This window comes from Streptomyces sp. NPDC006997 (genome assembly GCF_040635175.1).
Taxonomy (GTDB): Bacteria; Actinomycetota; Actinomycetes; order Streptomycetales; family Streptomycetaceae; genus Streptomyces.
The window spans coordinates 82,541-101,090 of record NZ_JBEYHH010000001.1 but is presented as its reverse complement, the minus strand read 5'-3'; the positions used below and the strand labels follow the sequence as shown (position 1 = coordinate 101,090).

General features: G+C 71.7%; 13 protein-coding genes and 1 pseudogene. 1 reads left to right on the top strand and 13 read right to left on the bottom strand.

Annotated features, from left to right (window positions below; all coding sequences use genetic code 11):
* Window positions 1–6: 6 nt before the first annotated feature.
* From ABZ659_RS00410 to ABZ659_RS00380, 7 genes are all read right to left on the bottom strand, one after another.
* Complete coding sequence (locus tag ABZ659_RS00410) at window positions 7–1,686, bottom strand: urease subunit alpha (protein WP_360211893.1); 1,680 nt, start codon at window positions 1,684–1,686, stop codon at window positions 7–9.
* Window positions 1,683–2,357 (bottom strand): urease subunit gamma, encoded by a 675-nt coding sequence (ureA, locus tag ABZ659_RS00405; protein WP_360211891.1) that lies wholly within the window; start codon window positions 2,355–2,357, stop codon window positions 1,683–1,685. Before ureA ends, ABZ659_RS00410 begins: the two co-directional genes overlap by 4 nt.
* Before the next feature lie 134 nt (window positions 2,358–2,491).
* Window positions 2,492–3,580: a branched-chain amino acid aminotransferase gene (locus ABZ659_RS00400; protein ID WP_360211889.1), complete on the bottom strand. Its 1,089-nt coding sequence runs from the start codon at window positions 3,578–3,580 to the stop codon at window positions 2,492–2,494.
* A 253-nt stretch (window positions 3,581–3,833) separates the two neighbouring features.
* Window positions 3,834–4,877, bottom strand: coding sequence for a 3-isopropylmalate dehydrogenase (locus ABZ659_RS00395; RefSeq protein WP_360211887.1), 1,044 nt, complete (start codon window positions 4,875–4,877; stop codon window positions 3,834–3,836).
* A gap of 62 nt (window positions 4,878–4,939) precedes the next feature.
* A complete protein-coding gene (locus ABZ659_RS00390) occupies window positions 4,940–5,071 on the bottom strand; it encodes a hypothetical protein (protein WP_360211885.1) in 132 nt (43 codons plus the stop codon).
* Between the two features lie 275 nt (window positions 5,072–5,346).
* Window positions 5,347–6,978 carry an L-glutamate gamma-semialdehyde dehydrogenase gene (gene pruA / locus ABZ659_RS00385; RefSeq protein WP_360211883.1) on the bottom strand — a complete coding sequence of 544 codons (1,632 nt, stop codon included), beginning with the start codon at window positions 6,976–6,978 and terminating at the stop codon, window positions 5,347–5,349.
* Between the two features lie 38 nt (window positions 6,979–7,016).
* A complete protein-coding gene (locus tag ABZ659_RS00380) occupies window positions 7,017–7,943 on the bottom strand; it encodes a proline dehydrogenase family protein (RefSeq protein WP_360211881.1) in 927 nt (308 codons plus the stop codon).
* A 164-nt stretch (window positions 7,944–8,107) separates the two neighbouring features.
* On the opposite strand from ABZ659_RS00380, the gene ABZ659_RS00375 reads away from it, so the two are divergent.
* Entirely contained in the window at window positions 8,108–9,313 is a 1,206-nt protein-coding gene (locus tag ABZ659_RS00375; protein WP_360211879.1) for a helix-turn-helix domain-containing protein, read from the top strand.
* A gap of 15 nt (window positions 9,314–9,328) precedes the next feature.
* On the opposite strand, the pseudogene ABZ659_RS00370 reads toward ABZ659_RS00375, so the two are convergent.
* From ABZ659_RS00370 to ABZ659_RS00345, 6 genes and pseudogenes are all read right to left on the bottom strand, one after another.
* A pseudogene (locus ABZ659_RS00370) lies at window positions 9,329–9,514 on the bottom strand (TetR/AcrR family transcriptional regulator); the annotation flags it as partial.
* Between the two features lie 57 nt (window positions 9,515–9,571).
* Entirely contained in the window at window positions 9,572–11,161 is a 1,590-nt protein-coding gene (gene serA, locus ABZ659_RS00365; protein WP_360211877.1) for a phosphoglycerate dehydrogenase, read from the bottom strand.
* Window positions 11,162–11,434: 273 nt separating this feature from the next.
* Complete coding sequence (ilvC, locus tag ABZ659_RS00360; RefSeq protein ID WP_360211875.1) at window positions 11,435–12,433, bottom strand: ketol-acid reductoisomerase; 999 nt, start codon at window positions 12,431–12,433, stop codon at window positions 11,435–11,437.
* Between the two features lie 120 nt (window positions 12,434–12,553).
* Complete coding sequence (gene ilvN / locus ABZ659_RS00355; RefSeq protein ID WP_360211873.1) at window positions 12,554–13,078, bottom strand: acetolactate synthase small subunit; 525 nt, start codon at window positions 13,076–13,078, stop codon at window positions 12,554–12,556.
* Between the two features lie 21 nt (window positions 13,079–13,099).
* Entirely contained in the window at window positions 13,100–14,950 is a 1,851-nt protein-coding gene (locus ABZ659_RS00350) for an acetolactate synthase large subunit (protein ID WP_360211871.1), read from the bottom strand.
* A 242-nt stretch (window positions 14,951–15,192) separates the two neighbouring features.
* A complete protein-coding gene (locus ABZ659_RS00345; protein WP_360212272.1) occupies window positions 15,193–18,333 on the bottom strand; it encodes an EAL domain-containing protein in 3,141 nt (1,046 codons plus the stop codon).
* Window positions 18,334–18,550: the final 217 nt, after the last annotated feature.

The window sequence follows — 18,550 nt, the reverse complement described above, 5'->3', positions numbered from 1 at the left end:
GGGGTCCTAGAGGAAGTAGAGGCGGTTCAGGGCGACCGAGTCGGCCGGTTCCGAGCGCAGCGGCTCCCCGTCGAGGGTGACCAGGCCGGTGCGCTGGTCCACGTCGACTTCTCCGGTACGGGTGTTCCGTCGCAGGTCGGCCGGTCCGATGCCGCGGGTGCCGCGCACCGCGACCCGGCGGCGGCGGGTCGGCAGCCGGTCGCCGCCCTGGTCCACGGCGGCCCGGGCGACGAAGGCGACGGAGATCTCGGCCGGGGTGGCGCCGTGCGCGCCGAACTGCGGTCCGAGGACGAGGGGTTCGCAGGTGTCGGTGGCGGCGTTCGGGTCGCCGACCACGCCGTACGCCGGGAACCCCGCCTTCAGGACGAGCTGCGGTTTCGCGCCGAAGAACTCGGGTCGCCACAGCACGAGGTCGGCGAGCTTGCCGACCTCGATCGAGCCGACCTCGTGGGCGAGGCCGTGCGCGAGGGCCGGGTTGATCGTGAGCTTGGCGACGTAGCGCAGGACGCGGTCGTTGTCGTGGCCGTCGTCGGGGGCGCCGAACCGGGCCTTCATCTTCCCGGCCAGGGCGAAGGTGCGGCGGATGGTCTCGCCCGCCCGGCCCATGCCCTGCGCGTCGGAGGAGGTGATGCCGATCGCGCCCAGGTCGTGCAGCACGTCCTCGGCGCCCATGGTCCCGGCGCGGATGCGGTCGCGGGCCAGGGCGGCGTCGCCCGGCAGGTCGGTCTTCAGGTCGTGGACGGCGACGATCATGCCGTAGTGCTCGGCGACCGCGTCCCGGCCGAAGGGCAGGGTGGGGTTGGTGGAGGAGCCGATGACGTTCGGGACGCCCGCCATCTTCAGCACGTTGGGGACGTGTCCGCCGCCGCAGCCCTCGATGTGGAAGGCGTGGATCGTGCGGCCGTCCAGGACGCGCAGGGTGTCCTCCACGGAGAGGCACTCGTTCAGCCCGTCGCTGTGCAGGGCCACCTGGACGTCGTACTCCTCGGCGACGCGCAGCGCGGTGTCCAGGGCGCGGGTGTGGGCGCCCATGTCCTCGTGCACCTTGAACCCGGAGGCGCCGCCCTCCGCGAGGGCCTCCACCAAGGGGGCGGCGGAGGACGACGAACCCCGGCCGAGGAACCCGATGTTGACCGGCCAGGCGTCGAAGGCGCCGAACGCGTGCCCGAGCGCCCAGGGCGAGTTGACGCCGACGCCCCACACCGGCCCGAACTCCTGCCCGATGACCGTGGTCACCCCGGACGCCAGCGACGCCTCCATGATCCGCGGCGACAGCAGGTGGACGTGGGTGTCGACGGCCCCGGCGGTGGCGATCAGGCCCTCGCCGGAGACGATGGACGTGCCGGTGCCGACCACCACGTCCACGCCGTCGAGGGTGTCGGGGTTCCCGGCCCGCCCGATCGCGTGGATCCGGCCCTCGCGGATGCCGATGGACACCTTCCGTACGCCCTGCACGGCGTCGATCACGACGACGTTGCTGACGACGACGTCACAGGTGTCGCGGACGGCGGCGGCCTTGAGGTGCAGTCCGTCGCGGGCGGTCTTGCCGAACCCGGCCAGGAACTCGTCGCCGGGGCGCTGGGCGTCGGACTCGACGCGGACGACCAGCCCGGAGTCCCCGAGCCTGATCCGGTCCCCGGCGCGCGGCCCGTGCACGGCGGCGTACTCGTACGGGTCCACGCTCACGCTCCCAGGTATCCGCAGGCGGCGGCCCTGCGCAGGGCCTCCTGCCGGGCGCCGGGGGCGTCCAGCGGACCGTCGACCAGCCCGGCGAACCCGATGGCGACCCGCGCGCCGCCGATGGGCACGAGCCCCACCTCGACGCTCTCCCCCGGCCCGAACCGCACCGACGACCCGGCGGGCACGGCGAGCCGCATCCCGTAGGCGCGCTCGCGGACGAAGTCCAGGCGCGGGTTGGCCTCGAAGAAGTGGAAGTGGGAGGTGACGGAGACCGGCACGGTCGCGGTGTTGGTGACGGTGAGCCGCGCCGCCGCCACCGGCTCGTCGTGCGCGGGCCCCGGCAGCAGCGCGCCCGGCGCCCCGGCACCCTGACCGCCGCCGATGGGGTCGTTGACGACGGCGAGCCGGGAGCCGTCGTCGAAGACGGCCTCCACGTGCACCTCGGTGACCACGTCCGCCACGCCCGGCAGCACGTCCTCGGGCCCGAGCACCGACCGGGCCGCCTCGACGGCCTCGGCGAGCCGCCGTCCGTCCCGGGCGGCCTCGCAGACGGCGTCCGCGATCAGCGCGGTCGCCTCGGGCACGTTGAGCCGCAGTCCCCGGGCCCGGCGGGCGCGGGCCAGCTCGGCGGCTCCGAAGAGCAGCAGCCGGTCGCGCTCGGTGGGGGTCAGTCGCATGGGGTGGGCACCTCCTCCGACGTTAGAGCGGCACTCTAACCTGTTAGAGCAGCGTTCTAAAGGGTGAGGGGAGATGCGGCGAGGCCCGCACCCCGGTGCCGGGTGCGGGCCTCGTCGGAGGGAGCGGGCAAGGCTCAGGTGAGCCGGTGCATCCAGCCGTGGGTGTCCTCGGTGGTGCCGCGCTGGATGTCGAGCAGCGCGGTGCGCAGCCGCGTCGTCGTCTCGCCCGGCTGTCCGTCGCCGTGGGTCCACTCCGCGCCGGTGCGCTTGACCGTGCCGACCGGGGTGATCACCGCGGCGGTGCCGCAGGCGAAGACCTCGGTCAGGGTGCCGTTCTCCGCGTCGCGCTGCCACTGGTCGATGGAGACGCGGCCCTCCTCCGCCTCGTAGCCGAGGTCGCGGGCGACGGTGAGGAGGCTGTCGCGGGTGACGCCCTCCAGGATGGAGCCGGTGAGGGTGGGGGTGACGATCTTGTTGCCGTACACGAAGTACAGGTTCATGCCGCCGAGTTCCTCGACCCACTGGTGCTCGACCGCGTCGAGGTAGCAGACCTGGTCGCAGCCCTTGGCGGCGGCCTCGGCCTGGGCGAGCAGGGAGGCCGCGTAGTTGCCGCCGGTCTTGGCGTCGCCCATGCCGCCGGGGACGGCGCGGACGCGGTCCTCGGAGAGCCAGATGGAGACGGGCTTCACGCCGCCGGGGAAGTAGGCGCCCGCCGGGGAGGCGATGACGAGGAACAGGTACTCGTTGGCGGGCTTCACACCCAGCCCGACCTCGGTGGCGATCATGAAGGGCCGCAGGTAGAGGGACTCCTCACCGCCGTGCGCGGGCACCCACGCCTGGTCCTGGCGGACCAGCGCGTCGCACGCCTCGATGAACGTCTCGACCGGCAGCTCCGGCATCGCCAGGCGCCGCGCGGAGCGCTGGAAGCGCCGGGCGTTCTGGTCGGGGCGGAAGGTGGCGACCGAGCCGTCGGGGCGGCGGTACGCCTTCAGGCCCTCGAAGATCTCCTGCGCGTAGTGCAGGACGTTGGTGGCCGGGTCGAGCGGGATCGGCGCGTACGGGACGAGCTGCCCCTCGTGCCAGCCGCGGCCCTCGGTCCACTTGATCGTCACCATGTGGTCGGTGAAGTGGCGGCCGAAGCCGGGGCTGGCCAGTATGGCCTCCCGCTCGGCGTCGGAGAGCGGGCTGGCGGAGGGCTTGAGCTCGATCGTGGGCGTCGTCATGAGTGGTTGTCCTTCACCGGTTGTAGTGACGGGCCGCGCTCACGCCCGTACTGCCAGTGGCCAGTGCTAGGACGTCCGAGCATTCCCTCATTCCGCGGCTCCGCGTTCGATTATCGCGCGCGGCACGCCGAGGAAGAAACAAGGGAGAAAGGGTGTGAACGCGGCCCAGGGGTTGATGGTGGCACCCGGCGGGGACATGCGGAAGCCGCCGGGTGCGGATGCGACCCGGCGGCTTCGAGGAGGAACCGACGGGTCAGCCGGTTACCCGTACGGCGAGCGCGTCGCCGATCTCGGCGGTGGAGCGGGCGGGCCCGCCGACGCGCTCGGCCAGGTCGGCGGCGACCGCGTCCTCGATCCGGGTCGCCTCGGCGTCGAGGCCGAGGTGGCGCAGGAGCAGCGCGACGGACAGGACGGTGGCGGTCGGGTCGGCCTTGCCCTGCCCGGCGATGTCCGGGGCCGAGCCGTGGACCGGCTCGAACATGGACGGGAACGCGCCGGAGGGGTTGATGTTGCCGCTCGCGGCGACGCCGATGCCGCCGGAGACGGCCGCGGCCAGGTCGGTGATGATGTCGCCGAAGAGGTTGTCGGTGACGATGACGTCGAACCGCTCGGGCTGGGTGACGAGGTAGATCGTCGCCGCGTCGACGTGGATGTACTCGGTGGTGACCTCGGGGTACTCGGCGGCCACCGCGTTGAAGACGTTGGTCCACAGGTGACCGGCGAAGGTCAGCACGTTGTTCTTGTGGACCAGCGTGAGCTTCTTGCGCGGGCGGGCCTGGGCGCGGGCGAAGGCGTCCCGGACGACGCGCTCGACGCCGTAGGCGGTGTTGACGGACACCTCGGTGGCGACCTCGTGCTCGGTGCCCTTGCGGATGGTGCCGCCGTTGCCGGTGTACGGGCCCTCGGTGCCCTCGCGGACCACGACGAAGTCGATCTCCGGCTGGCCCTTCAGGGGCGTCTCGACGCCCGGCAGCAGCCTGCTCGGCCGCAGGTTGACGTGGTGGTCGAAGGCGAACCGGAGCTTCAGCAGGAAGCCGCGCTCCAGGACGCCGGACGGGACGCCCGGGTCGCCGATGGCGCCCAGCAGGATGGCGTCGTGCTGCTTGAGGGCGTCGAGGTCGGCGTCGGTGAGGGTCTCACCGGTGGCGTGGTAGCGCCGGGCGCCGAAGTCGTACTCCTTGGTCTCCAGCTTCATGTCCTGCGGGAGGACGGCGGAGAGGACCTTGAGTCCTTCGGTCACGACCTCCTGGCCGATTCCGTCACCGGGGATCACTGCGAGATTGATGCTGCGAGACATGTCGGCACCCTACTCCTGCGTCCCAGGGGATGACACGCGCCGTCCACCATGCGGACGTACGGTCAGTGGCCGGTGGCGCCGCCGTTGTCACGGCGGTCGAGGGCGCGCTGGAGCGCGGCGGCGGCGTTCTTGCGGTCGGAGTCGGTCGTACGCGGGAGGTGACGGACTCGGCGGCGGGCGGTCGTCTCGGCCATGGGGAATCGACTCCTTCGAGGAACCGGGGAAGACGGTTTACGAGAGGCCGGAAGAGGCGGGAGGCCAGGGGACCGCAGGGGTGACCTGCATGGGGTCCGGCTCACCACCGCCATTCGCTGGGTCGAGCGAGACGTTCGGCTCCTACAAAGCTAGGTGAGGAGACCGCGTCTGTCTCCACAATTACTCGGACTTCCTACTATCTGAGACGGCGACCGCAGCAAGGGCATAGAAAAGGGCCGGATTCCCGGAGGAACCGGCCCTTTTCACCAGGGGGTCAGCCCATGTGCGGGTAGGAGTAGTCGGTCGGCGGGACCAGGGTCTCCTTGATGGCGCGGGTGAGCGTCCAGCGCAGCAGGTTCTGCGGGGCGCCCGCCTTGTCGTTGGTGCCGGAGGCCCGGCCGCCGCCGAAGGGCTGCTGGCCGACGACGGCGCCGGTCGACTTGTCGTTGATGTAGAAGTTGCCCGCGGCGTAGCGGAGCTTGTCCATCGTGTACGCCGCCGCCGCGCGGTCACCGGAGATGACCGAGCCGGTCAGCGCGTAGTCGGACACCGACTCCATCTGCGTCAGCATCTCGTCGTACTTCTCGTCCTCGTAGACGTGGACGGCGAGGAACGGGCCGAAGTACTCGGTGGTGAAGACCTCGTTCTCCGGGTCGGTGCACTCGACGACGGTCGGGCGGACGAAGTAGCCCACCGAGTCGTCGTAGCTGCCGCCCGCGACGATCGTGCAGGTCGGGTCGGCCTTGGCGCGGTCGATCGCGGCCTTGTTCTTGGCGAACGCGCGCTCGTCGATGACGGCGCCGATGAAGTTCGACAGGTCGGTGACGTCGCCCATGGTGAGGTAGTCGACCTCGGCGGCGAACTCCTCCTTGAACCCGGAGTCCCAGATCGAGGCGGGGATGTACGCGCGCGAGGTGGCCGAGCACTTCTGGCCCTGGTACTCGAAGGCGCCGCGGGTCAGCGCGGTCTTGAGCACCGCGCGGTCGGCCGACGGGTGGGCGACGAGGAAGTCCTTGCCGCCGGTCTCGCCGACGAGGCGCGGGTAGGTGCGGTACTTCTCGATGTTGTTGCCGACCGTCTTCCACAGGTACTGGAAGGTCTTGGTGGAGCCGGTGAAGTGGATGCCCGCGAGGTCCCGGTGTTCCAAGGCGACCTCGGAGACCTCGATGCCGTCGCCGGTGACGAGGTTGATGACGCCCTTGGGCAGCCCCGCCTCCTCAAGGAGCCGCATCAGCAGCACGGCGGCGTGGGTCTGCGTCGGGGACGGCTTCCACACCACGACGTTGCCCATCAGGGCGGGGGCGGTGGGCAGGTTGCCCGCGATCGCCGTGAAGTTGAACGGCGTGATCGCGTAGACGAAGCCCTCCAGCGGGCGGTGGTCGAGACGGTTCCACACGCCCGGGGAGTTGGCCGGGGGCTGCTCGGCGAGGATCTTGCGGGCGTAGGCGACGTTGAAGCGCCAGAAGTCGATCAGCTCGCAGGGCGTGTCGATCTCGGCCTGCTGGGCCGTCTTGGACTGGCCGAGCATGGTGGAGGCGGCGAGCGTCTCGCGCCACGGCCCGGACAGCAGCTCGGCGGCGCGCAGGATGATCGCGGCACGGTCGTCGAAGGCCATCGCGCGCCAGGCCGGGGCGGCGGCCAGCGCCGCGTCGATGGCGTCCTGGGCGTCCTGCCGGGTGGCGTTGCCGTAGGTGCCGAGGCGGGCCTTGTGGTTGTGCGGCTGTACGACGTCGAACCGCTCGCCGCCGCCCATCCGCCGCTCGCCGCCGATGGTGCAGGGCAGGTCGATCGGGTTGTCGGCCAGCTCCTTCAGCTTCGCCTCCAGCCGGGCGCGCTCGGGCGTGCCCGGGGCGTAGCCGTGCACCGGCTCGTTGACGGGGGTGGGGACCTGGGTCACAGCGTCCATGAGATCCGTAACTCCTTGTACGTGAGCGGGTGTTCGGGTCAGCCCTGGGTGGCCATCGAGCGCAGGAAGAACCGCAGGTTGGCGGGCTTCTCGGCCAGACGGCGCATGAAGTAGCCGTACCAGTCGGTGCCGTAGGCGGTGTAGACGCGCATCCGGTGGCCCTCGGCGGCCAGCCGCAGGTGTTCCTCGCCGCGGATGCCGTACAGCATCTGGAACTCGTACTCGTCCGGCTTGCGCCCGGCGCGGCGGGCCAGTTCCTGGGTGATGGAGATCAGGCGCGGGTCGTGGGAGCCGATCATCGGGTAGCCCTCGCCCTCCAGCAGGATCCTCAGGACGCGGACATACGCCTTGTCGATCTCGTGCTTCTGCTGGTGGGCGACGGAGGCGGGCTCCTTGTACGCGCCCTTGACCAGCCGCACCCGGCTGCCGCCGTCGGCGAGGCGGCGGGCGTCGGCCTCGGTGCGGAACAGGTACGCCTGGATGACGCAGCCGGTCTGCGGGAAGTCCTTCCGCAGCTCGTCGTGGATGGTGAACATCGAGTCGAGCGTGGTGTGGTCCTCGGCGTCCAGGGTGACCGTGGTGCCGATCTCGGCGGCGGCCTCGACGACCGGGCGGACGTTGGCGAGGGCCAGGTCGTGGCCGCCGTCCAGCGCCTGTCCGAACATGGACAGCTTCACCGACATCTCGGCGCGGGCGCCGAGGTCCAGCGGCTTCAGCCGGTCGACCAGCTCCAGATAGGCGTCGCGGGCGGCGGCGGCCTGCGCGGGGGTGGTGATGTCCTCGCCGACGACGTCCAGCGTCAGCTCCAGACCCCGGTCGGTGAGGTCCCGGACGACCGGGAGGATGTCGTCGACCGTCTCTCCGGGGATGAAGCGGTCGACGACCTGCCTGGTCCCGGGGGCCGCCGAGATCAGGCGTCGCATCCGGTCGCTGCGCGAGGCGGCGAGAATCACGGGACCCAGCACGGGGCACCTCCACTGGCACAGGTACGAAAGGGCCGTTCCCTACCATCCGGGTACGGCACGGAGAACCACCGTGAAACCTAAGGATGACTCCGATCGTCGGCCATCGACAGCTGTCACGCATCCGTGCCACGGATCTCAGACAGATGTATGAAAGCCGCCGTGGGATGGGGGAGAATGCCCGGGTGACGCCGGAATTCAGGGCTGACTACCAGGAGCTGGTCGACGAGATCTCGGAGCTGCTGGGCGCTCCGGCGACCCTGGAGAACCGCGACTTCGAGCTGATCGCCTTCGGCGCGTACGACAGCGAGGGCGACCTCGACCCGTCCGCCCTGGACCCGGTGCGCGCCCGCTCGATCCTGACCCGGCGCTCCACGGCCGCCGTCCGCGCCTGGTTCGAGGGCTTCGGCATCACCCGCGCGACCGGCCCGGTGCGCATCCCGCGCACCCCCGAGGCCGGGGTGCACCGGGGCCGCGTCTGCCTGCCGGTACGGCACCGGGGTGTCGTCCTCGGCTACGTCTGGCTGCTCGACAGCGACCCGGGTCCGACCGCGCCGCAGCTCGCGGCGGCGATGGAGGTGACGGTCCGGATCGGCGCCCTGCTCGCCGACGAGGCCCAGCACGGGGCCGACCTCAGCCGGGAGCTGCGGGCGGTGCTCGGGGCCGAGCGCGGCTGGCAGCAGGACATGGCCGTCGCCGAGCTGCGTACCGCCCTCGGCGCCCGCGCGGACGCCCCGCACACGGTGGTGTGCGTGGCCCCGTGGCCGTCCGCCGACCCGGACGACGCGCCCTCGGTGCGTACGGTGCCGGGTGCGACGGCGCTGTGCACGGTGCCGTGGGGTGCGGCGGGCACCGCGCTCGCCCTGCTGATACGGCTCCGTTCGGCGGACGTGCTGACCCCGGCGACCTCGGCGGCGGGGCGGCTGCTGGCGCGGGCCCGCGGGCTGGGCGGCGCCGCCGGGGCGCCCGCGGCCGGGATCGCCACCGCCCGCGGCGGGCTCGCGGAGCTGGGGGCCGCCTGGCGGGAGGCGTCGGCGGCGGCGCGCGCCGCGCTGGCCGAGCCGGTGCTCGGACCGGTCGCCGAGTGGGCGTCGATCGGGCCGTTCCGGCTGCTGACGGCGCTGCCCCCGGAGGTGGCCCACGACCCCGTCGTGCGGTCCCTGCTCTCCCCCGCCCACCGCGAGCTGGCCCGGACCGCCGAGACGTACCTCGACTGCGCGGGCCAGGCCACCCGCACCGCCGCCGAGCTGGGCGTGCACCGACAGACCCTGTACTACCGGCTCTCCCGCGTCGAGCAGCTCACCGGCCTCGACCTGGACGACGGCGAGGACCGCCTGCTGCTGCACATGGCGCTGAAGGGCGCCCGGCTCTGACCGCCCGGCCCGCGGTCAGCTCCCCTCGGTGCCCCCCTTGACGCCCGCGCGGCGCAGCCCCTCCGCGAGCTGCTGCGCCTCGGGGGCGCCCGCGGGGTCGAAGGTCCGCCGGGCGATGAGGCCGGTCATCACGGTCACGTAGAACATGCCGAGGGCGTCCGCGGTCTCGTCGGTGACGTCCTCCTCGCGCCCGCCCGTGAGAGACGCCGGACGAGCCGAGGGAACTCAGCTCGTCCGGCGCTCGGTGAGAGGCGTCGCTCAGACCAGGTTGACCGAGCGCGCCGACGTCGCGCCGATCTCGGCGGCGACCTCGGCCAGCACACCCGCGGGCACCGTGTCGTCCACGGTCAGCACGGCGAGCGCCTCGCCACCGGCGACCGCGCGGGCCACCTGCATCCCGGCGATGTTGACGCCCGCCTCGCCGAGGACCCGGCCGACGGTGCCGACGACGCCCGGCCGGTCCTCGTAGCGCAGGACGGCCATGTGGTCGGCGAGGGCGAGGTCGACGTCGTACTCACCGACGGCGACGATCTTCTGGACGTGCTTGGGGCCGGCGAGCGTGCCGGAGACCGAGACCTCCTCGCCGCCCGCGAGGGTGCCGCGCACGGTGACGACGTTGCGGTGGTCGGCCGACTCGGAGCTGGTGGTCAGCCGTACCTCGACGCCGCGCTCCTGGGCGAACAGCGGCGCGTTGACGTAGCTCACCGTCTCGTCGACGACGTCCTCGAACACGCCCTTGAGCGCGGAGAGTTCGAGCACCTTCACGTCGTGCTGGGTGATCTCGCCGTACACCTCGACGTCCAGGCGGACGGCGACCTCACCGGCGAGGGCGGTGAAGATGCGGCCGAGGCGCTCGGCGAGCGGCAGGCCCGGCTTGACGTCCTCGGCGATGACCCCGCCCTGGACGTTCACCGCGTCCGGGACCAGCTCACCGGCGAGGGCGAGGCGGACCGAGCGGGCGACGGCGATACCGGCCTTCTCCTGCGCCTCGTCGGTGGAGGCACCGAGGTGCGGGGTGGCGACGACCTGGTCGAACTCGAACAGCGGGGAGTCCGTGCAGGGCTCCTTCGCGTACACGTCGAGCCCGGCACCGGCGACCCGGCCCTCCTTCAGCGCCGAGTACAGCGCCTCCTCGTCGACGATGCCGCCGCGCGCGGCGTTGACGATGCGCACGCTCGGCTTGACCTTGCGCAGCGCCTCGTCACCGATCAGGCCGACCGTCTCGGGGGTCTTGGGCAGGTGGACGGTGATGAAGTCGGAGACCTCGAGCAGCTCGTCCAGCGACAGCACCTTCACGCCCATCTGCGCGGCCCGCGCGGGCTGCACGTAGGGGTCGTAGGCGACGACCTTCATCCCGAACGCGGACATCCGCTGCGCGACCAGCGCGCCGATGCGGCCGAGGCCGACCACGCCGAGGGTCTTCTCGGCCAGCTCGACGCCGGTGTACTTGGAGCGCTTCCACTCGCCGTTCTTCAGCGCGGCGTTGGCCTGCGGGATGTTGCGGGCGGTGGCGACGATCAGACCGCAGGCCAGCTCGGCGGCGGTCACGATGTTGGAGGTGGGGGCGTTGACGACCATCACACCGGCCTTGGTGGCGGCGGAGACGTCCACGTTGTCCAGGCCGACACCGGCCCGGGCGACGACCTTCAGTCTGGTCGCGGCGGCGATGGCCTCGGCGTCCACCTTGGTGGCGGAGCGGATCAGGATCGCGTCGACATCGGCGATGGCAGGGAGCAGTTCGGCTCGGTCCGCTCCGTTGCAGTGCCGGATCTCGAAGTCCGGGCCAAGCGCGTCGACGGTCGCGGGCGACAGCTCTTCAGCGATGAGTACGACAGGTTTCGAGCTCACGTGAGTCCTCACAAGTCCAGAACATGCGGACGGCCGTCCCGACGGCCGCAGGCGGAGGAGGTTGGCTAGCCGCGTGGAAGACGCACGACGCTGTGGGCCTGACGCGTATGTAGTACGGCAGTGTAGTGGCGCGGCGTAGGGCGTTATGCGCCTCTCCGGAAAGGATCACCCGTCCGAGGCGGGACGGGTGGGACAACGCCCCTGGTGGCACGCTGCCCGCCATCCGGCGAAGGGGCTGTCGCCCACGCGGCGACAGCCCCTCGGTGCGAAGGCTTACGCCTCCTCGTTGACCCAGCTCATGAGCTTGCGCAGCTCCTTGCCGGTGGTCTCCAGCAGGTGCTCGGAGTCCTGCTTCTTGTACTCGTTGTACTTCTTCAGACCGCCGTGGTACTCGTCCATCCAGGCCTGGGCGAAGGTGCCGTCCTGGATCTCGGCGAGGACCTTCTTCATCTCGGCCTTGGTGGCGTCGGTGATGATCCGCGGGCCGGTGACGTAGTCGCCCCACTCGGCGGTCTCGGAGATCGACCAGCGCATCTTCTCCAGGCCGCCCTCGTACATGAGGTCCACGATCAGCTTCAGCTCGTGCAGGCACTCGAAGTACGCGATCTCCGGCTGGTAGCCGGCCTCGGTCAGCGTCTCGAAGCCCGCCTTCACCAGCGCCGCGGTGCCACCGCAGAGCACGGCCTGCTCGCCGAACAGGTCGGTCTCGGTCTCCTCGGTGAAGGTCGTCTTGATGACGCCCGCGCGGGTGCCGCCGATGCCCTTGGCGTACGACAGGGCCAGCGCGAAGGCGTTGCCGGTGGCGTCCTGCTCGACGGCGGCGATGCAGGGCACGCCGCGGCCTTCCTCGTACTGGCGGCGCACCAGGTGGCCCGGGCCCTTCGGGGCGACCATGCAGACGTCGACACCGGCCGGGGGCTTGATGAAGCCGTAGCGGATGTTGAGGCCGTGGCCGAAGAACAGCGCGTCGCCGTCGTTCAGGTTGGGGGCGATGTGCTCCTCGTAGACCTGGGCCTGGATGGGGTCCGGGACGAGGATCATGATGACGTCGGCCTCGGCGGCGGCCTCGGACGGGCTCACCACGCGCAGGCCCTGCTCCTCGGCCTTGGCCTTGGACTTGGAGCCCTCGTGCAGACCGACGCGCACGTCGACGCCGGAGTCGCGCAGCGACAGGGCGTGGGCGTGGCCCTGGCTGCCGTAACCGATGACCGCGACCTTGCGGCCCTGGATGATGGACAGGTCGGCGTCGGCGTCGTAGAACAGCTCGGCCACTTTGGGTTCTCTCCTTGGGTGCAGGTGTTGCGTCCCACCGTATGACGGTGGGGAGGGGGGAAGTTCGGGGGTCTCGGCATACGGGCGGTCGCGCGTGGGGCGACCGCCCGTTTTCGTCGGTTACGCCGACCGGTCGAGGGCGCGCAGCGATCGGTCGGTGATCGAACGGGCACCACGGCCGATCGCGATCGTTCCGGACTGGACCAGTTCCTTGATGCCGAACGGCTCCAGCATCTTCAGCATGGCCTCCAGCTTGTCGCTGGAACCGGTGGCCTCGATCGTGACGGCCTCCGGGGAGACGTCGACGGTCTTGGCGCGGAACAGCTGGACGATCTCGACGATCTGGGAGCGCGTCTCGTTGTCCGCGCGCACCTTCACCAGGACGAGTTCGCGCTGCACGGCCGCCGACGGTTCGAGTTCGACGATCTTCAGCACGTTGACCAGCTTGTTGAGCTGCTTGGTGACCTGTTCGAGGGGCAGGTCGTCGACGCTCACCACGATCGTGATGCGGGAGATGTCGGGGTGCTCGGTGACGCCGACGGCGAGCGAGTCGATGTTGAAGCCGCGGCGGGAGAACAGGGCGGCGATCCGGGCGAGGATGCCGGGGGTGTTCTCCACCAGGACGGAGAGCGTGTGCTTGGACATGTCTCGTTGCGTCTCTCTCGCTCAGTCGTCTTCGTTGTCGCCGAAGTCGGGGCGGACGTCACGGGCGGCCATGATCTCGTCGTTGGAGGTGCCGGCGGCGACCATCGGCCACACCATGGCGTCCTCGTGGACGATGAAGTCGACGACCACGGGACGGTCGTTGACGGAGTTGGCCTCCTCGATGACCTTGTCCAGGTCGGCCGGGTCCTCGCAGCGGATCGCGTAGCAGCCCATGGCCTCCGCCAGCCGCACGAAGTCGGGGACCCGGGTACCCGCGCTCGGCTGCCTGCCGTCGGCCTCCGGGCCGGAGTGCAGCACGGTGTTGGAGTAGCGCTGGTTGTAGAAGAGCGTCTGCCACTGGCGGACCATCCCGAGGGCGCCGTTGTTGATGATCGCGACCTTGATCGGGATGTTGTTCAGGGCGCAGGTGGTCAGCTCCTGGTTGGTCATCTGGAAACAGCCGTCGCCGTCGATCGCCCACACCGTGCGGTCCGGGACCCCGGCCTTGGCGCCCATGGCGGCCGGGACGGCGTAGCCCATCGTCCCGGCGCCGCCGGAGTTCAGCCAGGTGGCGGGCTTCTCGTACTGGACGAAGTGCGCCGCCCACATCTGGTGCTGGCCGACGCCGGCCGCGAAGACCGTGCCCTCGGGGGCGAGCTGGCCGATCCGCTCGATGACCTGCTGCGGGGAGAGCGAGCCGTCCGCGGGCTGGTCGTAGCCGAGCGGGTAGGTCTCGCGCCAGCGGTTCAGGTCGGTCCACCAGGCGCTGTAGTCGCCCCGGTGGCCCTCGCTGTGCTCCTTCTGCACCGCCTGGACGAGGTCGGCGATGACCTCGCGGGCGTCCCCGACGATCGGCACGTCCGCGGCGCGGTTCTTGCCGATCTCCGCGGGGTCGATGTCGGCGTGGACGATCTTGGCGTACGGGGCGAAGCTGTCCAGCTTGCCGGTGACGCGGTCGTCGAAGCGGGCGCCGAGGGCGACGATCAGGTCGGCCTTCTGCAGCGCGGTGACGGCGGTGACCGAACCGTGCATACCCGGCATTCCCACGTGCAGCTCGTGGCTGTCGGGGAACGCGCCGAGCGCCATCAGGGTGGTGGTGACGGGCGCTCCGGTGAGTTCGGCGAGGACCTTCAGCTCGGCGGTGGCCCCCGCCTTCAGGACGCCGCCGCCGACGTACAGGACCGGGCGGCGGGCGGCGGTGATCAGCTTGGCGGCCTCGCGGATCTGCTTGGCGTGCGGCTTGGTGACGGGCCGGTAGCCGGGCAGGTCCATGACGGGCGGCCAGGAGAACGTGGTCTGCGCCTGGAGGATGTCCTTGGGGATGTCGACCAGGACCGGTCCCGGGCGGCCCGTGGAGGCGATGTGGAACGCCTGCGCGATCGCCCGGGGGATGTCCTCCGCCCTGGTGACCAGGAAGCTGTGCTTGGTGATCGGCATCGTGATGCCGACGATGTCCGCCTCCTGGAAGGCGTCGGTGCCGATCGACTTGGAGACGACCTGCCCGGTGATCGCCACCAGCGGCACGGAGTCCATGTGCGCGTCCGCGATCGGGGTGACCAGGTTGGTGGCGCCGGGTCCGGAGGTCGCCATGCAGACGCCGACCTTGCCGGTGGCCTGGGCGTAGCCGGTGGCGGCGTGCCCGGCGCCCTGCTCGTGGCGGACCAGCACGTGACGGACCCGGGTGGAGTCCATCAGCGGGTCGTACGCCGGGAGGATGGTGCCCCCGGGAATGCCGAATACCGTGTCGGCGCCGACCTCCTCAAGCGAGCGGATGAGGGACTGCGCACCCGTGACACGCTCGGGGGCGGAGTGGTGTCCTCCGGATCGGGGCCGCGGCTGCGGATGATGGGCCCCGGTGGCCTGCTCGGTCATCGGCATTCTCTTCTCGATGCTGAGGGTTTGTGCGGTTTTTTACGGTCTGCGGCTGCGGCACGGCAGGTGCCTGTGCAACAAAAAACCCCTCGTGCCATAAGGCAAGCGAGGGGAGCGCGCCGGGTGGGGTCGCTGGGAGTTCCGGGTCCGTCCGGACGTCACCAGCTTCAGCCGACGCGCTTTCCAAGTACGAGAATTCGGGTGCGCATGGCACAGACCCTCCCCCCGGCACGCACCGACTGTCAAGTGGGTGGGACGGGAGTCTCATCATGTGGGCGACGGGGGGTGCCGAGGGTCGGACCGGCCCTGAGCACACTGGCCCTGCCTCCGGTCATACCGCTGCTCATCCCGCTGGTCAGGGCGCTGCTCATGCCACTGGCCATCCCGCTGGTGACCGGGCCGCCCACACCCGTGGGGTACACCCCCGTACCGCCCCCCGCGAAGGCGGGCTCGGCCGGTGGGTGCGGCACCGGGCAGTGGCCGGAAGTGAGCGCCCGGCGCAGCCGGTACTCGTCCAGCGGACCCGAGAACGCCATGCCCTGCCCGTGGGTGCAGCCGAGCGCGCGCAGGGCGGCCGCCTGCTCCGGCCGGTCCACGCCGTCGGCCACGGACGGCAGTCCGAGGTCGGCGGCGATCCGCAGCAGCCCACCGGTGATCTTGGCGAGCCGGGTGGACTCGACGACGCCCTCGACCAGCGAGCGGTCGAGCTTCAGCACGTCGACGGGGAGCCTGCGCAGCGCCGTGAGGACCGCGCAGCCACCGCCGAAGCCGTCCAGCGCGATCCGTACGCCGAGCCGCCCGAGGCCCGTCAGACGGCGCTCCAGGTCGTCCATGCTGATCCGGGGGTCGATGTCGGACAGCTCGATGACCAGCGCCCCGGACGGCAGCCCGTGCCGGGTGAGCAGCGCCTCGACGGAGCCCGGGGGCAGCGAGCGGTCCAGCAGTCGGCGGGCGCTCATCCGGACCACCACGGGTACGGCGAGACCGGTCGTGGTGCCGCGCTCGGCGGCCTGCTCGACGGCCTCGTGGAGCAGCCAGCGGCCCAGCTCCGCCGTCTTGTCGCTGTCCTCCGCCACCCGCAGGAACTCGGCGGGCGTGAACAGCACCCCCTGCGAGGACCGCCAGCGCGCCTGCGCGGCGACCGACGTGATCCGGCCGTCCGCCAGGGACACCACCGGCTGGTGCAACAGCGTGAACTCGCCGTCGTGCAGCGCGGCCCGCAGCCGGGTGGCCAGCTCCGCCTTGCGCACGACGTCCTGCTGCATCTGTGGCGCGTACAGCTCGACCCGGCCCTTTCCGGCCGACTTCGCGCGGTACATCGCCAGGTCGGCGTTGCGCAGCAGTTCGCCCGCGCCCAGGCCCGGTTCGGCGAAGGCCACGCCGATGGAGGCCGCCACGCGGACATCGTTGCCGTCGATGGAGTACGGCTGGGACAGCGTGATCCGCAGTCGGTCGGCCAGTTCCAGGATGTGCCGTTCGCGGGCCGCGCGGTCGCGGGCGCCGTCCGAGACGATCAGGGCCGCGAACTCGTCGCCGCCGAGCCGGGCGGCGGTGTCGCCCTGCCGGACCGCGTCCTGGAGCCGCCGGGCGGCGTGCACCAGGAGTTCGTCCCCGGCCTGGTGGCCGATGGTGTCGTTGACGGCCTTGAAGCCGTCGAGATCGATGAAGAGCACCGCCGTGCCGCGCAGGGCGGCCCCGCGGTCGGTGGCGCGGCGCCCGGACAGCGCCTGCTGCACCCGCCGGGTGAACAGGGCGCGGTTGGGCAGGTCGGTGAGCGGGTCGTGCTCGGCGTTGTGCTGGAGCTGCGCCTGGAGGCGCACTCTCTCCGTGACGTCCCGGCTGTTGAAGATCAGGCCGCCGTGGTGGCGGTTGACGGTGGACTCGACGTTCAGCCAGCCGCCGCCCCCGGCGCCGGAGCGGAAGCGGCACTCGATGCGGGTGGTCGGTTCCTCCTGGGGGCTGGCGGCGAGGAAGCGGCGCACCTCGTGCACCACGCAGCCCAGGTCCTCCGGGTGGATGAGGTCGGCCAGTTCGCTGCCCACCAGCTCCTCCGCGGGGCGGCCGTAGACCCCGGCGGCGGCCGGGGAGACGTACCGGAGGATGCCGTTGGGCGCGGCGATCATGATGACGTCGCTGGAGCCCTGCACCAGGGAGCGGAAGTGGTTCTCCTTCTGGGCCAGTTCCTGGGTGAGGGTGATGTTGTCGAGCAGCATGACGCCCTGCCGGACCACGAGGGCCAGCACGACGGTGCCGCCGGTGAACAGCACCACGCGGTCGACGCTGCGGCCGTTGAGGACGTTGTACAGGATCCCCAGGGTGCAGACGGCGGCGGCGAGGTACGGCGTGAGGGCGGCCAGGGAGCCGGTGACGGGCCGGGTGGTGGGGTACCGGCTGTGCTCGCCTGGTGCCGTGGGTGGCGCGATGCCGGGTGCGGTGCCCGGCGCGGCGGAGGGCGTGCGGCCCGGTGCGGTGCCTGGCGTGTGGGGGGGCCTGGTGTGCTGCGTGGTGTGCGCCGGGCGCTGTCCGGGCACGTGCTCGTGCACCACGCGCGTGTGCTGCTCCTCCGCGCCGTGTCCGTGCCGGGGCGCGGCCCAGGGGGCGTACGCCAGGAGCAGGGATCCGGCGAACCAGCCCGCGTCCAGCAACTGGCCGGAGCTGTAGTTGTCGTGCAGCAGCGGTGAGGTGAACAGCGCGTCGCACATCACGGTCAGGGCCAGCGCGCCGATCGCGGTGTTGACGGCCGAGCGGTTGGTCCCGGTGCGTCGGAAGTGCAGCGCGAGGACCATGCTGACCAGGGCGATGTCGAGCAGCGGGTAGGCCAGCGACAGCGCGGTGTGCGAGACGCTCGACCCCTCGACGCGGGCCGCCTGGGCCAGCGCCAGACTCCACGACAGGGTCAGCAGCGAGCCGCCGATCAGCCAGGCGTCCAGCGCCAGACAGCCCCAGCCCGCCTTCGTCACCGGCCGTTTGGCGAGCACCAGCAGGCCCACGATGGCGGGCGGCGCGAAGCAGAGGAAGAACAGGTCGGCGTAGCTGGGGCTGGGCACGGCGCGGCCCAGCACCACCTCGTACCAGCCCCAGACCGCGTTGCCCAGGGCGGCCATCGCGGAGGAGAGGGCGAACAGCAGCCAGGCGGTGCGGAACGGGACCCGGCGGCTGCGGGCGTACAGCAGGCAGGACACGGCGGCGGTGGCCGCCGCGGCGCTCAGCCCGAAGTCGCCCATGATCAGCGCGAGCCGCCTCGATCCCCAGCCGGTCGCGGAACCGACGGCGTATCCCGCGCAGACCAGGGCCAGCAGCAGTTGGTGGACCACGCCCGAGCCGCCTCGCGGGCCGCCGCCGGTCCGGCCGCCCGATCCGCCGGAGGCGGACGGACGGCGCAGCGGCGAGGGCCCGGAGACCGGGTGCGGTCGCGGTGTCGTGTCGAGGGTGGTGACGGTCGGCGGCGAGTTCACCGGGGCCTCCCGGTCCGCACCGCTGTCCGGTCACGCTGGTCCCGGACGGCCGGGCGCGCGTGCCTCTCGCGGCTGCTGTGCCCGCGGTGCTGACTGTGGTGCTGCTGGCTGTCGTGCTGACTGTGGTGGCGCCCGTACCGGTGTG

Coding starts and splice junctions, on each gene's coding strand:
- ureA (WP_360211891.1), bottom strand. CDS start 2,357: ATGCGACTGACCCCCACCGAGCGCGACCGGCTGCTGCTCTTCGGAGCC.
- ABZ659_RS00400 (WP_360211889.1), bottom strand. CDS start 3,580: ATGACGACGCCCACGATCGAGCTCAAGCCCTCCGCCAGCCCGCTCTCC.
- ABZ659_RS00395 (WP_360211887.1), bottom strand. CDS start 4,877: ATGTCTCGCAGCATCAATCTCGCAGTGATCCCCGGTGACGGAATCGGC.
- ABZ659_RS00390 (WP_360211885.1), bottom strand. CDS start 5,071: ATGGCCGAGACGACCGCCCGCCGCCGAGTCCGTCACCTCCCGCGTACG.
- pruA (WP_360211883.1), bottom strand. CDS start 6,978: ATGGACGCTGTGACCCAGGTCCCCACCCCCGTCAACGAGCCGGTGCAC.
- ABZ659_RS00375 (WP_360211879.1), top strand. CDS start 8,108: ATGGGGGAGAATGCCCGGGTGACGCCGGAATTCAGGGCTGACTACCAG.
- ilvN (WP_360211873.1), bottom strand. CDS start 13,078: ATGTCCAAGCACACGCTCTCCGTCCTGGTGGAGAACACCCCCGGCATC.
- ABZ659_RS00350 (WP_360211871.1), bottom strand. CDS start 14,950: ATGACCGAGCAGGCCACCGGGGCCCATCATCCGCAGCCGCGGCCCCGA.